Origin of the sequence: Streptomyces sp. NP-1717 (assembly GCF_022695985.1) — a bacterium.
In the GTDB taxonomy this organism is placed as follows: Bacteria; Actinomycetota; Actinomycetes; order Streptomycetales; family Streptomycetaceae; genus Streptomyces.
On record NZ_JAAPBF010000062.1, the window covers coordinates 1 to 16,207 of the forward strand.

Sequence of the window (16,207 nt, forward strand, 5' to 3'; positions counted from 1 at the left end):
GTGGCGGTGCGGGTGCCGGGGCCGGGGCCGCCTCCGGGACCGGCGCGGGTGCGGGCCCGGCCAGGGGCACTCCCGGGGCGCGGCCGCCGGCCTGCCCCGATCCGTCGGTGTCGCCGTCGGCGCCCAACAACGCCTGCGGCAGCACGAGTACGGCTTGGATCCCGCCGTAGATGTTGGCGTGCAGCCGGACGGCGATGCCGTGCCGCCGGGCGAGGGCCGACACCACGAACAGCCCGATGCGTCCGTCCTGGAGGAGATGGGCCACATTGACCTGGTCGGGGTCGGCGAGCAGGGCGTTCATCCGCTTCCACTCGTCGGCGGGCATACCGAGCCCGCGGTCCTCGACCTCGATCGCCAGTCCGGCGGTGACCTGCTGGGCGCGGAGCAGGACTTGGGTGTGCGGCGCCGAGAACAGCGTGGCGTTCTCGACGAGTTCGGCCAGCAGGTGGACGACGTCGGCGACGGCGTGCCCGCGCAGGGTGCCGTTGACGGGCGGTACGAGTTTGACCCGTGGGTACTGCTCGACCTCCGCGACGGCGGAACGGAGCACCTCGGTGAGCGTGACCGGCCGGCTCCACTGGCGGCGCGAGATGGCGCCGCCGAGTACGGCGAGATTCTCGGCGTGCCTGCGGATGCGGGTGGCGAGATGGTCGACCTGGAAGAGACCTTTCAGCAGATCCGGGTCCTCGACCTTGTTCTCCAGCTCGTCCAGGAGCTGGATCTCGCGGTGCACCAGCGACTGGAGCCGCCGGGCGAGGTTGACGAAGACCTCGACCTTCTGTTCGTTGCCGACGCTGCTCGACAGCCGCGACGCCTGGACGACGGCCGCGATGGCGTGCTCCTGGGACCGCCCCAGTTCCTGTGCGAGCAGGTCCAGTTCGTCGCCGACCGGTGGCTTCGCCGGGTGGGGTCGCCGGGGCGGCGGGCCCTCGCCGCGGCGCAGCTGTTCCACGACGCCGCGCAGGTCGGCCTGGGCCCGGGCGCTCGACCGGCGCAGCGCGTTGGAGCGGTCGTGCACGGATCTGGCGACGCGGTCGGCGCCGACGGCGGCGGCCGTCGTCGCGAGGACGCCGATCAGCACCGTCCCGACGACGGCGGCCCAGATCTCGGCGGTCGGTGCCATCCCGCCGGAGCGGACGGTCACGAGCACGGCGAGAAGGCCGCTGAGCGTGGTTATGACCGTCGGCACGACGGCGGCGCGCACGAGTTGGGGGCGTATACCGGCGTCGGGCGGCGCCTGTGCGGGCGGCTCGGGTGCGGCCCGGCCCTTGGCCGGCGACGCCTTGGCCGTGGGCGTACGGGTGCCCGGCCGGCCGTGCCGGCCGCCTTCCCGGCGATCTGGTCGCGCGGCGGGTGCGCGAAGTTGAGACATCAGCGTCCTCGGTACGTGGGGCCCCAGGCATTCGGTGTTCTGCGGCTCTGTGGTGCGTGGTGCGGTTGTGTGGTGCGCGTGCGTCGGTGTGACGGCGGGCGGACATGCGAAAGAAGCCCAGCGTTGATCACCGAGCACACACGGTAGTTGGCGAATAGTCAGTTTCGGCGGGCAGTTGACGAACTTGCCCACAGAGCATCCCGCTCCGGTATGAGTCGTCGCACAACAGTCCGAAACAGTGCAATCGCGCTGAGGGCCGGAGCGGTTGCCCACGTCTCCGGCCCCGGCCGTGTCCGACAAATGACGCCGTCCGCCTGTCGCCCCGCGGCCGCGCGGGGGTCTCCGCCGGGCTACCCGTCGGCGAGAATCACCGAACGGGTGAGGTGGCGCGGCCGGTCGGGGTCGAGACCCCGCGCGTCGGCGAGCGCGAGTGCGAGGCGCTGGATCCGTACGAGTTCGGCGAGTGGGTCGAGTTCACCGGCCACCCACAGTCCGCCGGTCGCGCCGACCTGCTCGGCGAGACCGTCGGGCACGGGGCCGAGCAGCCAGGTCGCAGTGCCCTCGGTGGTGATGCTGATGGGACCGTGCCGGTACTCCATCGCGGGATAGGACTCCGTCCAGGCAAGCGCCGCCTCCCGCATCTTGAGGGCGCCCTCGTTGGCCAGTCCGACGGTCCAGCCCTGCCCGAGGAACGTGAACTGCGAGCAGTCGGTGACCCCTTCGGGCAGCGGCTCCGCCACGGCGCGCTCCGCGTCGGCGACCACCGACTCGGTGTGCAGGCCGAGATGGGCGCGGAGCAGGGTGAGGGCCGTGGTGGCGAACCGGGTCTGCACGACGGACTGTTCGTCGGCGAAGCCGAGGACGACCAGGTCGTCGGCGGCCGAGCTGATCGGCGTCTCGGGGTCGGCGGTGATCGCGGTCGTCCGGGCGGCGGTGCCGCGTGCGGCGGCCAGCAGTTGAAGCACCTCGGTGGTGGTACCGGACCGGGTCAGCGCCACCACGCGGTCGTACCGTCGGCCGGCCGGGAACTCGGACGCGGCGAAGGCGTCGGTCTCCCCCTGGCCCGCGCCCTCCCGGAGCGCCGCGTACGCCTGGGCCATGTAGTACGAGGTGCCGCAGCCGACGACCGCCGTGCGCTCACCGGCCACGGGAAGCCGATCCGTACCGCGCAGGCCGTCGGCCAGCTCCGCCGCCCGGCTCCAGCTCGCGGGCTGACTGGCCAGTTCCGTCTGGACAAAGGTCACGTCGGCTCTCCACTCTCGATCTCTGTGGTGAAAATGCTTGTTCATGCATGCTAGAGCAGCATTTCGAGCACCTTCAAGCAAACTTCCTCGGGCTTGAAGGGGGCTCGAAGGTGCTTGAATGATCCGAGGAGTGGCGAAGGAGACGCGGTGAACCGCTACGAACGGCACAACACCCTGCTCGAACTGCTCGCCGAGCGGGGCCGGCTGGACGTGGACGAGGTCGCCGCCGAGCTGTCGGTGTCGGCGGCGACCGTACGCAGGGACCTCGACCATCTCGCCGAGCAGCAGCTGCTCACCCGCACCCGGGGCGGGGCGGCGGCGCACTCCGTCTCGTACGGGCTGCCGCCCCGCTACAAGTCGGTGGGGCGGTCGGCGGAGAAGCAGCGCATCGGCCGCGCCGCCGCCGCGCTGGTGGACCGGGGCATGGTGATCGGGCTCAACGGTGGCACGACGACGGCCGAGGTCGCGCGCGCGGTCGCGACGCGGGGCGATCTGGCCGGTGTGCCGGACAGGGGCGGGGAGCCGGCCGTCACCCTGGTGACCAACGCCCTCAACATCGCTCATGAACTGGCCGTGCGCCCGCACATCAAGATCGTGACCACGGGCGGGGTGGCGATGCCCCAGTCGTACGAACTCGTGGGTCCGCTGGCCAGGCACATCCTGGGCGAGGTGAGTCTGGACATCGCCTTCATCGGCGCCGACGCCGTCGACGCGGAGTCGGGGGCGAGCGCGCGCAGCGAACACGAGGCGAGCGTCAACGCGCTGCTCGCCGCACGGGCGCGCAGGCTCGTGGTCGTGGCCGACAGTACGAAGCTGGGCACGCTGGCCTTCGCCCGGATCTGTCCGACGGAGGCCATCGGCACCCTGATCACGGACACCGGCGCCCCCGAACAGGCGAAGCTGTTCGAGGAGCGCGGCGTGACGGTCGTCCAGGTCTGAGCGGGGTCCGCGCACCCAGGCCCTGTCCGGCGGACCTTCGGGGGCCCGGAACGCCTGGCACGGCACCTCGCCGCGTCGGCAGTGTTCTCGAAGACGTGCGAGTACGTCCAGTACGAGCCCGATCCTCCGCCTTGCGACGCACCGCACCGGACGCCCCGGGCCGATCCCCGAAAATCCGCCGGACAGGCCCTGGCAGGGCGCTCGGCACCGGCCGCGTTACGGCGCGCTCTGCGCGGAGGGCGCCGACTCGGCGGGGCCCGAGCCCGCGCCGGGGCCGGTCTCCGTCCTGGCCGTCACGCCTTCCGTGCCCGTGGCCCGGTCCGCCGTCCCGGAGTCCGCACCCGGTGCGGGGGCCGCGGTCGCCGTGGCCGTCGCCGCGACGGAGGCCGTGGCCGAAACCGCGGCCTTCTCCCCGGCCGGAGCCGCCTCCGGCCAGCCGTCGGCCGGCGGGAGGGCGACCGGACGCCACCACGGGGCACCGGGGATGGTCTCGGTCAGCGTCGGCTCGTAGGACTCCCCGGGCCGGGGCAGCGCGATCGTTACGCCCGCCTCGGCGGCGGCGGCGACCGTGCCCTCGCCGGGCTCGGCCCACGGGTGCGGGGCGAGGTTGAAGGTGCCCCAGTGGATCGGGAGCATCACGCCGCACGGCTCGCCCTGCTGGAGGTCGAGGTGCGCCCGCAGCCCCTCGGCGGGGGTCATGTGGATGTCCGGCCAGTATTCGCTGTAGGCGCCGATCTGGATCATCGTGGCGTCGAAGGGGCCGTGCGCGGCGCCGATGTCGCGGAAGCCGGAGAAGTAGCCGGTGTCACCGCTGTGGTAGACGCGGTGCTCGGGTCCCGCGACGGCCCAGGACGCCCAGAGGGTGTGCTGCTGGTTGCGCAGACCGCGGCCGCAGAAGTGGCGCGCGGGGGTCGCGGTGAAGGAGATGCCCGCCACCTCGGCGGTCTCGTTCCAGTCCAGTTCGCGCAGGCGCGACGCGGGCACGCCCCAGTGCTCCAGGTGGGCGCCGACGCCCAGCGGCACCGCGAAGACGGTGTTCGTGGAGGCGAGGCCCTTGATCGTCGGCAGATCGAGGTGGTCGTAGTGGTCGTGCGAGATGACGACGACGTCGACCGGCCCGAGCGCGGCGAGTGAGACGGGCACGGGGTGCAGCCGCTTCGGTCCTGCGAAGGAGAAGGGGGAGCAGCGCTCGCCCCAGACCGGATCGAAGAGCACGCGCCGGCCGTCGATCTCGGCGAGGACGCTGGAGTGGCCCATCCAGGTCAGCCGCAGCCCGGAGACGGGCGGGACGGCGAGGTCGGCCAGGGTGTCCTGATGGACGGGGATGGGACCGGCGGGCGCGCGCCGGGCCCGCGCCTCTTTACGGAGGTAGACCTTCGACAGTTCCAGCATGGAGCCGGACGGTCTGGTTCTCGCGGTGCCCTCGGGGTTCTGGAACACACCGTCGGCGAAGTTCGGGGAACGGTGGATCCGCTCCAGGCGTTCGCCGGCCGAGTCGGCCCCGAAGGCCTCGGACCGCATCGCGCGCAGCCGGGAGCGGAGTGAGGGTGGGGAGCCGGCGCCGTTCACTGCATCTCCTGAAGGTTCGGTTCATCCCATTATGGGCGGTTTATCGGACCGGGGTGCCATGCCGGTTGTGCCGTCCGGGGCACGGTGGTGCAACGTCCGGCCGATCTCGCGGATTCCCCCGCGCGGCCACCGACCGGCGAGATCCGGCCACCCGGTCGCCGCCGCGCACGCGCCTGACACCCCCCTCCGGGGCCGCCCGCCGAGCCCACGCGACCGCCCGCCGAGCGTCCGTGATCTCTTTGACAGCCGCACGCCCCGCTCCCGATACTGACTTCCCATTCAGTTGCAGTACTCCCCCATGGTCTGCCGTCGTGCCTGGAGGCACCAATGTCCCCCCTGATATCGCTGACGTGGACCGACGACGTGACCGGCCGCGAGGGATATCTGGTCGTCGACCGGCTGGTGCGCGGCGTCTCCAGCGGCGGGCTCCGGATGCGCGAGGGCTGCTCGCTGGACGAGGTGACCGGGCTCGCCCGTGGCATGACCATGAAAGAGGCCCTGCACTACGACGACGGCTCCTCGGCGCGCTACATCCCGCTCGGCGGCGCCAAGGGCGGTATCGACTGCGATCCCCGGGACCCCGCGGCGTACGGCATCCTCGTCCGCTACCTGCGGGCCGTCCGCCCGTACATCGAGACCGTCTGGACCACGGGCGAGGACCTGGGACTGACCCAGGACCTGATCGACAGGGCCGCCGCCGACGCGGGGCTCGTCTCGACCATTCAGGCGATCCATCCGCTCCTGGACGACGAGCGGGCCGCGCGCCGGCGTCTCGCCGACGCCTTCGCCGTGGACGTCGACGGCATCGGCCTCGACGAACTCGCCGGGGGCTGCGGCGTGGCCGAGGCCGCGCTCACCGCGCTCGACCGGGCGGGGGTGCCGCACGCCGGGACGCGCGTCGCGCTCCAGGGGCTGGGGACGATGGGCGGGGCGACCGCGCGGTTCCTGTCCCGGGCCGGGCTCAGGGTCGTGGCCGTGGCGGACGTCAAGGGGACCATCGCCTGTCCGGACGGCCTGGACGTCGAGTCGCTGCTCGCCGCGCGTGACCCGTTCGGGACCGTGGACCGCGCGGTGCTGCGGCCCGGCGACCGGGAACTGCCGGGTGACGCCTGGCTGTCGGCGGACGCCGAGATCCTGGTGCCCGCGGCCGTCTCGTACGCGATCGACACCACCAACCAGGCGCGGATCACGGCCCGTTGGATCGTCGAGGCGGCGAACATGCCCGTCCTGGCCGAGGCGGAGGTACTGCTGGCCGCCCGCGGGATCACGGTGCTGCCGGACGTCGTCGTCAACTCCGCCACGAACGCCTGGTGGTGGTGGACCCTCTTCGGCGACATCGGGGCCGACGCGGACGAGGCCTTCGCCCATACGCGCCGCTCCATGCGCGCGCTGACGGAGCTGATGCTGGCGCGTGCGGAGGCCGGGGGCACCACCCCCAGGGCCGCCGCACACGCCATCGCCGCCGACCGACTGCCCCTGATAGCCGAGCGGTTCGGCCACTACCGCTGACCGGCGGGTACCGGGAGAGCGGCGGTTTACAGGCCCGCGATTTCTGTCAACAGGCGGGGGTTAGGGTTCAGTTGTGGCGAGAGTAAGGCTGAGTGTGGAGGAGCGGCGCGAGGACCTGCTGCGCGCCGCGATCGAGCAGATCCAGACCCGGGGGGTGGCCGCCGTGCGCATCGCGGATGTCGCCGCCGCCCTCGGAGTGAGTAACGCCCTCGTGCTGTACCACTTCTCCACGAAGGAGAAGCTGCTCGCCGCCGCCTTCCGGCACGCGGCGGAGGAAGACCTGGCGCAGTTGCGGGAGTTGCTCGGCCGCGGTACCGGCGCGCTGCGCCGGCTGCACGCCGCCACCCGCTGGTACGCGCCGACCGGCGAGGCCAAGGGCTGGCGGCTGTGGATCGAGGGATGGGCGGCGGCGCCGCGCGAGCCCGCGCTGCACGAGGTGGCGAGCGAACTCGACCAGCAGTGGAAGACGGCGCTCGCCGCGGTCATCACCGAGGGCGTCGACGCCGGGGAGTTCCGCTGTGCGGACCCGGTGGCGACGGCCTGGCGGCTGACGGCGCTGCTGGACGGCCTCGCGGTGCAGATGACGTCGTACGCGGGATCGCTGACCCGCACCACCCTGCTGGAGTGGTCGGACGAGGCGCTCGCGCGTGAACTGGGTGTCGACCGGGCGGTCCTCACCGCCGCCGGCCCCTCGTGACCGCCCCCGCCGGTGACACACACCCGGCGGGGCGGCCGGCGCCACGACGGCCGTACTGTGGCGGGCATCCGGAACCCGGAACGAAGGTGGAGACCGTGGCGCAGCAGCAGACCGAACACCCGGACGCCGAGCACGGTGGGCCGGGAGCCGATCCGGGAGCCGGGCAGGGCCTCGACATGCTGGTCGTCGGCGGCAGCGGCGTGGACACCGTGGTGCGTGTCGACTCGCTCCCCGTCCCGCTCGCCGACGCGATCGGTGTCGGGCCGATCCGCGAATGGCCGGGACAGACCGGCGGCAATGTGGCCCTGGGCTGTCGGGCCCTCGGACTGAACGTCAAATTCCTCGACTTCATCGGTGACGACTGGACGGGCGGCCAGGTCCGTGAGCATCTGGCGAAGGGCAGGGTGGACTTCGAAGGGCTGATCTCGCCCGCGGGCACGCGCCGCGCGGTCAATCTCGTCGAGAAGACGGGCCGCAGGATGTCCCTCTACGACGCGCGCGATCCGGAAGACCTGCGGATGCCGCGCGAGTTCTACCTGCCGCATTTGCGGCGGGCCCGCCGCGTCCATGTGTCACTGACGAACTTCACCCGGTTCCTGCTGGACGACATCATCGAGCTGGGAATCCCGGTCTCGACCGATCTGCACGACTGGGACGGGGTGAACGCCTACCACCGGGAGTTCGCCTACCGCGCGGATCTGGTCTTCCTCAGCGCCGCCGGTGCGCGCGAGCGCATAGCGCCGGTGATGCGGGAGATCCTGCGCGAGGGCAGGGCGCAGGCGGTGGTGGCCACCGCGGGAGCCGGCGGGTCGTACCTGCTGACCCGCGAAGGCAGCCGCACGCCCCGGCCGATCCCGGCGACCGTCCCGCCCGCACCGGTGGTGGACTCCAACGGCGCGGGCGACGCGTACGTCTCCGCTTTCCTGTACGGCCAGTTGACGGGGCGGGACCTGGACGACTGCGCCCGACTCGGCGCGGTCGCGGGCGCCTACGCGTGCACGGTGGAGGGCAGCTCGTCGCCGATCACCTCCGAGGCACTTCTGTCGGGCGTCTAGGGCGCCGTCAGGTCTGCCTGAGAGGTTCGTACGCCTGGGCGTCGAGGCCGAACGTCCAGGCGACGCCCTCCTTGGCGGTACGGGTGCTGGGCGGCACCCGCAGCCAGTAGGTGCGGCTCGTGCCGTCGGGCTCCGGGGTGGAGTTGACGACCTCGACCATCACCACGTCCTCGTCGTCGTCGAGGGCGATCCGCCACAGGATGCCGGTCTCGTCCTTGCCGATCGGCTCGGCGCCGGATTCGGCGAGATAGCGGTCGTAGCCGTAGTACTCCAGCATCACGCGGCGCAGTTCCGCGTTCTCCTCGGCGCGGATCCGCGCCGGGTCGAGCGAGGTGAGTTCGGCGAGGAAGCCGGCCGGGACCGGCATACCGCGCCACGCGTAGAGCGCGAACCCGTCCGGGTAGGCCAGCGCCGGGCCGTCGCCGCGGTCGAGCCGTCCCGCCTCGTCGCGGTGCAGCTCCACCGGGCGTTCGCAGACCACCGTCACCTTCTCGTACGGCCACCACCAGCCGGCGTGGGCCGCCACCTCGGCGAGTCCCGCGAGCCGCTCGCCCCGGCCGTCGAACGCGGCGAGCCAGGCGGCGTCGTGCTGGCCGAGGACCGCGTCGAGCAGCAGCTGACGCGTCTCGGGCAGATCGGCGGGATCCATGGCCGGCGCGTCGGTGATGCCGGAGCGGATCCGCTCGGCGAGCGCCCGGGTGGTGTCCCACAGGCGGGCGCCGGTGGCGCCCCACCACTCGGCCCAGCCCGCGGGGCCCAACTCGTCGTGGATACGCCGCCGTTCCTCGGCCCACGGCTTGGTGCGCACCTCGTCACGGACCGACCTGCCCTGATCGGTGAGGGCCCGGACGGCGTTGAGTCCGGCGAGCGGCGAGTCCGCCCACACGATCCGCTCCGGCTCGGTCAGTCCGGCCGTACGGTAGGCGAGCCGTATCCCCGCCTCGGCCGCCGGCCGGTCGGCCGCCCCTGTCGCCGCCGCGACGCCCCGCCACTTGTCCACCTGCTGCATGTCTGAAGCCCCGTCCCCTGTTGTCACTGTCGTTCCGTTGCCCTGCACCGAACTGCCCTGCCTGCCCCGCGATCGCGCCGTGCCGTTCGCGCGTTCCGCCCGCCGGTGTCCTCAGTCGGCGACGACGCGCACCGCACCCGGCAGGTACTCGCGCTGGCGCACCACGAGGAACCACCCCTTGGGCAGCGGGATCGCCGCGTGCTCCTCGTGCACCACCCGGCCGCCCTCCGGCAGATGCAGCAGCATCGGCCCGAACTCCCCGCCGGTCTCCCGGACGAGCCTGCCGGGGCCCGTCACCGCGTGGGCGTGGCCCGTGACCTCTCCCAGCGCCAGGACGAGGCGGCCCCGCGCGTCCCTCGGCTCGCTCCGCGCCTCGGCGATGCCGGACGGCACGCTCTCCTCAGCGACGGGCACGATGAGCACGTCTCCCTGCCGGTACATGGCTCTCCCCTCGACCGGACGGCGCCGAGTGCGCCGACCTGTGAACGACGCTAGACGCAGGGTCTGACAATCGGCTCCGCCCCCGGAACGGGGTTGTCAGTGGGGCCTGTTACAACTTCTCTCAGCAACAAGCCGATCAACGCCGACGCCCGGTGTCTGGAGCACACGCCATGACAGTTTCGAAGCACCTGCAGGAGTTGGACGGCCTGCCCGCCTTCGACTTCCCCGAAGCCGAACCGAAGGCGAAGCTCCCCGACGCGGGGTCGGTGGCCTGGCGTGTGAGCGTCGACGCGTACGACAGCGAGGAGGAGTGGGAGGAGGCGTTCGCGCGTTTCCTCAAGGCCGTCGACTCCACCGAGGTCCGCGCGCTGATCGTGGGCGCCTGGAGCGAGGCGTACGACTCCCCGCCGGACGAGCTGACAGAAGCCCTCATCGCGGCGAGCGACCGGCTGCCCTCGCTGCGGGCGCTGTTCGTCGGTGACATCACCTACGAGGAGTGCGAGATCTCCTGGATCAACCAGACGGCGATGGGCCCACTGATCAACGCCCTTCCGCAGCTCCGCTCGTTCGGGGTGCGCGGTGGTCAGTCGCTGGACATGACCGGGATCAAGCACGAGCGGCTGCGGTCACTGACCATCGAGACGGGCGGTCTGGACGCCGACGTGGTGCGTAACATCGGCGCGGCGGAACTGCCCGCGCTGGAGCATCTGGACATCTGGCTCGGCACGTCCTGGTACGGGGCGAACACCATCGTGGCGGACCTGGAGCCGTTCCTCACCGGAGCGCGCCTGCCCGCGCTGAAGTCACTGGCCCTGCGCAACAGCGAGATCCAGGACGACATAGCGGCGGCGCTGGCGGGAGCGCCGGTCGTGGCGCGCCTGGAGACCCTCGACCTGTCGATGGGCACCCTCGGGGACGAAGGCGCGGAGGCGCTGCTCGGCGGGCAGCCGCTCACGCACCTCAAGAAGCTCGATCTGCACCACCACTATCTGAGCGAGCCGATGCGGGAGCGGATCCGCGCCACGCTGGAGCCCGCCGGTGTGGTCGTGGACCTCTCAGAGTGCGAGTCGGCGAGGGACGACGAGTCGCGTTACACGGCGGTGGCGGAATGAGCGGCGCCGTCGAGATCAACCCCTACGAGCAGCTCTGCGGACTGCCCTTCTTCACCCTCCCTCTCGACGAGGTCCCGGCACCGGGGACGCTGCCCGAGCCCGACGCCGTCGCCTGGCGGCTCGACTGCGGTTATGACGAGCAGTGGACTTTCGACAAGGTGTGGCAGCGCTTCACGCAGGTCGTGGACACCGGACGCGTACGCGCGCTGGTCATCGGCCCGTGGTGGACCGGTGACTACTCGGGGCTGGGCCCCGCCATGGAGCTGATCATCGCCGACGCGGCGCGGTTCCCCGCCCTGCGCGGGCTGTTCCTGGCGGACGTGGACGGCGAGCGGTGCGAGATCTCCTGGCTGAGGATGACCGACGTCACCCCGGCGATCGAGGCGTTCCCCCTGCTTGAGGAGTTCCGCGTGCAGGGCTGCGGCGACACCTACGAGGACGGTGATCTGCGACTGCGGCCGGTGAAGCACGAGCATCTGCGTGTGCTGTGTCTCGAATCGGGCGGGCTGCCGGGCTCCGTCGTGCGCGCCGTCGGCGCGAGCGAGCTGCCGGCGCTGGAGCGTCTGGAGCTGTGGCTGGGCGTCGAGGAGTACGGCGGCAGCGCCACCGTCGCCGATCTGGCACCCTTCCTCGACGGCGGCCGATTCCCGCGGCTGCGTCATCTGGGGCTCCAGAACAGCGAGATCCAGGACGAGATCGTCGGCGCGGTGGCCTCCGCGCCGGTCGTGGCCGGGCTCGAAACACTGGCGCTGTCCATGGGTACGCTCGGCGACGAGGGTGCCGAGGCACTCCTCACCGGCCAGCCGCTCACCCACCTCAAAGAGCTGGACTTGGACCACCACTTCATGTCACCGGCCTGGACCGCGCGGATCCAGGAGGCTCTGGAGCCGCACGGTGTGCGGGTGAAGCTGGAGCCTGCCGACGACATCGACGAAGACGACGAGTGGCGTTATGTCGCCGTCTCCGAGTAGCGGCGAGCCGCGCCTGGCGGTCGTCGGCAATCCCGCCAACCGGCGTGTGCGGCTGTTCCAGGACGCGGTCCGGGCCGCGGGCCTGCCGCCGGCCCGTGAGGTGGCCTGGCTCGATGTGCTGGGCGGGCGTGCCGAGTTCCGTCCGGGTGAGACCGTCCGGGTCGAGTCGCCGGGCGAGGACGCGGCGGTGGAGCGGCTGCTGCGCGGCGGGGACGACCCGACACGGGTCGAGGGCACGGCGCTCTGGTACGAGCGGTTCGTCTCCGCCGTAAGGGAGTTGGGCCGGGCCGCACAGGACGGGGGAGCGCGGCTCCTGGACGACCCGGACGAGCTGGCGGTGCTCTTCGACAAGCGGCTGTGCCACGAGGTGCTGGACCTCGCCTCCGTCCCCGTGCCTCCGTCGCCGACCTCGGGGCCCCGTGCCCCGGCCGTGCGAGGCTGGGACGACGTACGCGCGCTGATGGAAGGTCCCGGCATGCGCCGGGCGTTCGTCAAACTCGCCCACGGATCGTCGGCCTCCGGGGTGCTGGCGGTCGAGACCGCCGGACCCGGTCGGGTGCGGGCGACGACATCGGTCGAACGCGACGCCGCCGGGCGGCTGTTCAACTCGCTGCGGGTACGGCGCCTGACCACCGAGCACGAGGTGGCGGCGATCGTCGACGCGCTGGCCCCGGACGGGCTGCATGTCGAGCGGTGGCTGCCGAAGGCCTCGCAGCACGGCAGGGCGGCCGATCTGCGGGTGGTGGTCGTCGCGGGCCGGGCGACGCACGCCGTCGTACGTACCAGTTCGTCGCCCATGACCAATCTCCATCTCGGCGGGGCCCGTGGCGATCTGAACGCGGCACGGGAGGCGACCGAGGCGGCGGGGGGCGGCCGGAGCTGGGCCGCCGCGCTGGAGATCTGCGAGCGGGCCGCCGCGTGCTTCCCCGGCACACACTGTGTGGGGGTGGACCTGCTGCCCGCGACCGGCTGGCGCCGCTTCGCCGTCGGCGAGGTCAACGCCTTCGGTGATCTGCTGCCGGGGCTCACCGGACTGCCGGGAAGCGGCGCGGAGGGCCTGGACACGTACGGGGCGCAGCTCGCGGCCCTGCGGGCGGGCGACCGTCGGGGCGGCGCGCGGGTCGACGGCGGCGCCGCCGCCACCGATGTCACGGGGCGGGAGCACCATGTCCACGTCTGAGACAGCGATCTCCGCGGGGCTGCCCGACATGGGCCGGGTCGTCGGCCACGACGACCTGCTGCTGGTCACGCTCGACACGCTGCGTTTCGACGTGGCGGCCGAGCTGGCCGAGGCAGGGAGGCTGCCGAATCTCGCGCGTCATCTGCCGGGTGGCCGCTGGGAGAGGCGGCACGCACCCGGCAGCTTCACCTACGCCTCGCACCAGGCGATGTTCGCGGGTTTCCTGCCGACTCCCGCGGCGCCGGGGCCGCATCCGCGACTGTTCGCGGCGCGGTTCGAGGGCAGCGAATCGACGGCCGACAGGACGTTCGTCTTCGACACGCCCGATCTCGTGTCCGGTCTCGCGGACGCCGGGTACCGGACGGTGTGCATCGGGGGTGTCGGCTTCTTCAACAAGCGCGGCCCGCTCGGTTCCGTACTGCCGGGGATGTTCCAGGAGAGCCACTGGGCACCGGAGTTCGGTGTGGCGTCGCCGACGTCGTTCGAGTCGCAGGTGGCTCGCGCGCGGGAGGTCGTGGCCGGGCTGCCCGCCGAGCAGCGGCTGTTCCTCTTCGTCAACGTGCCGTCGCTGCACCAGCCGAACTGGTTCCATCTGCCCGGCGCCACCCGTGCGGCGGGGGACTCGCGGGAGACGCACGCCGCCGCTCTCGAATACGTCGACCGGCACATCGGGCGGCTGTTCGCCGCCGCGAGCAGCCGGCGCCGCTGCTTCACGATCGTCTGTTCCGACCACGGCACGGCCTACGGAGACGACGGGTGGAGCGGCCACCGTCTGGGCCACGAGTCCGTCTGGACCGTGCCGTACGCCCACTTCTTCCTGGAACCTGGGGCACCCTGATGACCGACCCGACAAGCACCACCACCATCGCGCCGCGTCCGTACGAGAGTTACGTCTACGCGTACCCGCACAAGACGGCGTACCGCCCGCTCGCCGACCGCCCGGTCCTGAGCGAGCTGTGGGCGGGTGAACGCAAGGACGCGCTCTCGCTCTATCTGCACATTCCGTTCTGTGAGGTGCGCTGCGGCTTCTGCAATCTCTTCACGCGGATCGGCGCGCCCGGCGAACTGACGACCCGTTATCTGGACGCGCTGGACCGGCAGGCGGCGGCCGTCGCCGACGCGCTGCACGCGCACACCGGTCCGGCCACCGGCACCGGCACCGGCACCGAGGCGGACGCGGTGCGCTTCGCCGCGGCGGCCTTCGGCGGTGGCACGCCCACCTTCCTCACGGCCGGCGAGCTGGAGCGGCTGTGCGACATCGCCGAGAAGCGGATGGGCGCCGATCTGCGGGCCGTTCCCCTCTCCGTCGAGACGTCGCCGTCGACCGCGACGGCCGACCGGCTGTCGGTACTGGCCGACCGGGGGGCCACACGGCTGAGCATCGGCGTGCAGAGCTTCGTCGAGGAGGAGGCGAAGGCGGCGGTGCGCCCGCAGCGCCGCGCCGACGTCGAGGCGGCCCTCGGCCGGATCCGGGACGCGCGCATCCCGGTCCTCAACATCGACCTCATCTACGGCATCGACGGCCAGACGCCCCGGTCCTGGCGGCTCTCGCTCGACGCGGCGCTCGCCTGGCGGCCCGAGGAGCTGTATCTCTACCCGCTGTACGCCCGGCCGTTGACCCCGCTCGGCGAGCGCGCCCATCCCAGCGAGGCCGGCTGGGACGCGCAGCGGCTGGAGCTGTACCGCCAGGGGCGGGACCATCTCCTCTCCCAGGGCTACGAGCAGGTGTCGATGCGGATGTTCCGGCTGCCCGGCGCGCCGCGTGAGGGGGCGGACGACTACGCGTGCCAGACCGACGGCATGATCGGCCTCGGCTGCGGCGCGCGGTCGTACACCTCGGACCTGCACTACTCCTTCGACTACGCGGTCGGGATGCGCGAGATACGCACGATCATCGACGCGTACACGGTCACCGAGGACTTCTCCCGCGCCGAGGTGGGGCGTGCGGTCGACGCGCACGAGGCGCGCCGGCGTCATCTGCTCCAGTCGCTGCTCCAGGCCGGGGGCATGGTGGTGGCCGACTACGGCGAGCGGTTCGGCAGCGGCCCCTACGACGACTTCCCCGCCGAGCTGAACCGTTTCGCCGGCCTCGGCTGGCTCGACACGGACGCCGGCCCCGGCCTGCTGCGGCTCTCGCCCGAGGGCCTGGCCCACTCGGACGCGCTGGGCCCGGCGCTGTTCTCCCCCGCCGTCCGCGCGGCGATGGCGTCGTACGAACCGAAGTGAGACAGACAGTGAGACAGACGTGGACCTGACGATCCTCTACCGCGGCCCGCTCGCGTCCTGCGACTACGACTGCCCCTACTGCCCGTTCGCCAAGCGCCGTGACAGTCCCGTCCAACTGCGCGCGGACCGCGCCGCGCTGGAGCGTTTCACCGCGTGGGCCGCCGAGCGGACGGACGACCGGCTGTCGGTCCTGTTCACCCCCTGGGGCGAGGGCCTGACCCGCTCCTGGTACCGGCGCGCGCTCACGGAGCTCTCCCACCTCCCGCACGTGTCGCGGGTCGCCATCCAGACGAACCTGAGCTGCCGCACGGACTGGCTGAGGTCCGCGGACCCGGCCAAGGTGGCCCTGTGGTGCACGTACCACCCGGGCCAGACGCCGTACGACCGCTTCCTCACCAAGTGCCGTGAGCTGGGCGACGCGGGCATCCGCTTCAGCGTCGGCATCGTGGGCTTCCCGGACCACCTCGACCAGGCCCGCCGCCTCCGCGCCGACCTCCCCGAACAGGTCTATCTGTGGGTCAACGCGGCGGAGGGCCGCACCTATTCGGACCCGGAGGCCGCCGACTGGACAGCGGTCGACCCGCTGTTCCCGTACAGCCGCCACCCCCACCGCTCGGCCGGACTGCCGTGCCGGACGGGCGAATCGGTGATCTCGGTGGACGGCGAGGGCACGGTCCGCCGCTGCCACTTCGTCCCGGCGGAGCTGGGCAATCTCTACGACGGTTCGTACCGCGCGGCCCTGAAGCCCCGCGCCTGCCCGCTGACCACCTGCGACTGCCACATCGGCTACGTCCACCTGGAGACGCTGCCGCTGTACGACGTCTTCGCGGGCGGCGTCCTGGAACGGATACCGGCCGCGCCGAGCCGGTGACATGTCCTCGGT

General features: G+C 72.3%; 15 protein-coding genes. 10 read left to right on the top strand and 5 right to left on the bottom strand.

The window, feature by feature from the left end; all coding sequences use genetic code 11:
- Positions 1-1,372 (bottom strand): sensor histidine kinase KdpD (locus GXP76_RS15600; protein WP_242572113.1); only part of this gene is annotated, 1,372 nt, incomplete at its 3' end.
- 350 nt (positions 1,373-1,722) lie between these two features.
- Entirely contained in the window at positions 1,723-2,616 is an 894-nt protein-coding gene (locus GXP76_RS15605) for an SIS domain-containing protein (RefSeq protein WP_242572114.1), read from the bottom strand.
- Between the two features lie 147 nt (positions 2,617-2,763).
- Here GXP76_RS15605 and GXP76_RS15610 point away from each other — a divergent pair, with 147 nt between their 5' ends.
- The gene (locus GXP76_RS15610; RefSeq protein ID WP_242572115.1) at positions 2,764-3,555 is read left to right on the top strand and encodes a DeoR/GlpR family DNA-binding transcription regulator; all 792 of its coding nucleotides are present in this window, start codon (positions 2,764-2,766) and stop codon (positions 3,553-3,555) included.
- A 216-nt stretch (positions 3,556-3,771) separates the two neighbouring features.
- On the opposite strand, the gene GXP76_RS15615 is transcribed toward GXP76_RS15610, so the two are convergent.
- Entirely contained in the window at positions 3,772-5,076 is a 1,305-nt protein-coding gene (locus GXP76_RS15615; RefSeq protein WP_242572137.1) for an MBL fold metallo-hydrolase, read from the bottom strand.
- 375 nt (positions 5,077-5,451) lie between these two features.
- Here GXP76_RS15615 and GXP76_RS15620 point away from each other — a divergent pair, with 375 nt between their 5' ends.
- The 3 genes from GXP76_RS15620 to GXP76_RS15630 all read left to right on the top strand — a co-directional run bounded on the left by GXP76_RS15620 (position 5,452) and on the right by GXP76_RS15630 (position 8,385).
- Positions 5,452-6,633, top strand: coding sequence for a Glu/Leu/Phe/Val dehydrogenase dimerization domain-containing protein (locus GXP76_RS15620; RefSeq protein ID WP_242572116.1), 1,182 nt, complete (start codon positions 5,452-5,454; stop codon positions 6,631-6,633).
- A 73-nt stretch (positions 6,634-6,706) separates the two neighbouring features.
- Positions 6,707-7,330 carry a TetR/AcrR family transcriptional regulator gene (locus GXP76_RS15625; RefSeq protein ID WP_242572117.1) on the top strand — a complete coding sequence of 208 codons (624 nt, stop codon included), beginning with the start codon at positions 6,707-6,709 and terminating at the stop codon, positions 7,328-7,330.
- 176 nt (positions 7,331-7,506) lie between these two features.
- Positions 7,507-8,385: a carbohydrate kinase family protein gene (locus GXP76_RS15630; protein ID WP_242572138.1), complete on the top strand. Its 879-nt coding sequence runs from the start codon at positions 7,507-7,509 to the stop codon at positions 8,383-8,385.
- A 7-nt stretch (positions 8,386-8,392) separates the two neighbouring features.
- On the opposite strand, the gene GXP76_RS15635 is transcribed toward GXP76_RS15630, so the two are convergent.
- Entirely contained in the window at positions 8,393-9,394 is a 1,002-nt protein-coding gene (locus GXP76_RS15635; RefSeq protein ID WP_242572118.1) for a DUF6745 domain-containing protein, read from the bottom strand.
- 111 nt (positions 9,395-9,505) lie between these two features.
- Complete coding sequence (locus GXP76_RS15640) at positions 9,506-9,835, bottom strand: hypothetical protein (RefSeq protein WP_242572119.1); 330 nt, start codon at positions 9,833-9,835, stop codon at positions 9,506-9,508.
- A 170-nt stretch (positions 9,836-10,005) separates the two neighbouring features.
- On the opposite strand from GXP76_RS15640, the gene GXP76_RS15645 reads away from it, so the two are divergent.
- From GXP76_RS15645 to GXP76_RS15670, 6 genes are read left to right on the top strand one after another with little or no spacing between them, the layout of a single operon-like run.
- Entirely contained in the window at positions 10,006-10,947 is a 942-nt protein-coding gene (locus tag GXP76_RS15645) for an STM4015 family protein (RefSeq protein ID WP_242572120.1), read from the top strand.
- The gene (locus tag GXP76_RS15650) at positions 10,944-11,918 is read left to right on the top strand and encodes an STM4015 family protein (protein WP_242572121.1); all 975 of its coding nucleotides are present in this window, start codon (positions 10,944-10,946) and stop codon (positions 11,916-11,918) included. Before GXP76_RS15645 ends, GXP76_RS15650 begins: the two co-directional genes overlap by 4 nt.
- Positions 11,899-13,098: an STM4014 family protein gene (locus tag GXP76_RS15655; protein ID WP_242572122.1), complete on the top strand. Its 1,200-nt coding sequence runs from the start codon at positions 11,899-11,901 to the stop codon at positions 13,096-13,098. The genes GXP76_RS15650 and GXP76_RS15655 overlap by 20 nt, the downstream gene beginning before the upstream one ends.
- Positions 13,099-13,126: 28 nt before the next feature.
- Positions 13,127-13,936 carry an STM4013/SEN3800 family hydrolase gene (locus GXP76_RS15660; RefSeq protein ID WP_242572139.1) on the top strand — a complete coding sequence of 270 codons (810 nt, stop codon included), beginning with the start codon at positions 13,127-13,129 and terminating at the stop codon, positions 13,934-13,936.
- Positions 13,936-15,324 (top strand): STM4012 family radical SAM protein, encoded by a 1,389-nt coding sequence (locus GXP76_RS15665; RefSeq protein WP_242572123.1) that lies wholly within the window; start codon positions 13,936-13,938, stop codon positions 15,322-15,324. Before GXP76_RS15660 ends, GXP76_RS15665 begins: the two co-directional genes overlap by 1 nt.
- Before the next feature lie 19 nt (positions 15,325-15,343).
- A complete protein-coding gene (locus GXP76_RS15670) occupies positions 15,344-16,195 on the top strand; it encodes an STM4011 family radical SAM protein (RefSeq protein ID WP_242572124.1) in 852 nt (283 codons plus the stop codon).
- Positions 16,196-16,207: the final 12 nt, after the last annotated feature.

What these genes read in the sequence shown, in the direction of transcription:
- GXP76_RS15640 (WP_242572119.1), bottom strand. Translation starts at nt 9,835, where the DNA reads ATGTACCGGCAGGGAGACGTGCTCATCGTGCCCGTCGCTGAGGAGAGC.
- GXP76_RS15615 (WP_242572137.1), bottom strand. Translation starts at nt 5,076, where the DNA reads ATGCGGTCCGAGGCCTTCGGGGCCGACTCGGCCGGCGAACGCCTGGAG.
- GXP76_RS15665 (WP_242572123.1), top strand. Translation starts at nt 13,936, where the DNA reads ATGACCGACCCGACAAGCACCACCACCATCGCGCCGCGTCCGTACGAG.
- GXP76_RS15635 (WP_242572118.1), bottom strand. Translation starts at nt 9,394, where the DNA reads ATGCAGCAGGTGGACAAGTGGCGGGGCGTCGCGGCGGCGACAGGGGCG.
- GXP76_RS15655 (WP_242572122.1), top strand. Translation starts at nt 11,899, where the DNA reads ATGTCGCCGTCTCCGAGTAGCGGCGAGCCGCGCCTGGCGGTCGTCGGC.
- GXP76_RS15645 (WP_242572120.1), top strand. Translation starts at nt 10,006, where the DNA reads ATGACAGTTTCGAAGCACCTGCAGGAGTTGGACGGCCTGCCCGCCTTC.
- GXP76_RS15620 (WP_242572116.1), top strand. Translation starts at nt 5,452, where the DNA reads ATGTCCCCCCTGATATCGCTGACGTGGACCGACGACGTGACCGGCCGC.
- GXP76_RS15630 (WP_242572138.1), top strand. Translation starts at nt 7,507, where the DNA reads ATGCTGGTCGTCGGCGGCAGCGGCGTGGACACCGTGGTGCGTGTCGAC.
- GXP76_RS15650 (WP_242572121.1), top strand. Translation starts at nt 10,944, where the DNA reads ATGAGCGGCGCCGTCGAGATCAACCCCTACGAGCAGCTCTGCGGACTG.
- GXP76_RS15660 (WP_242572139.1), top strand. Translation starts at nt 13,127, where the DNA reads ATGGGCCGGGTCGTCGGCCACGACGACCTGCTGCTGGTCACGCTCGAC.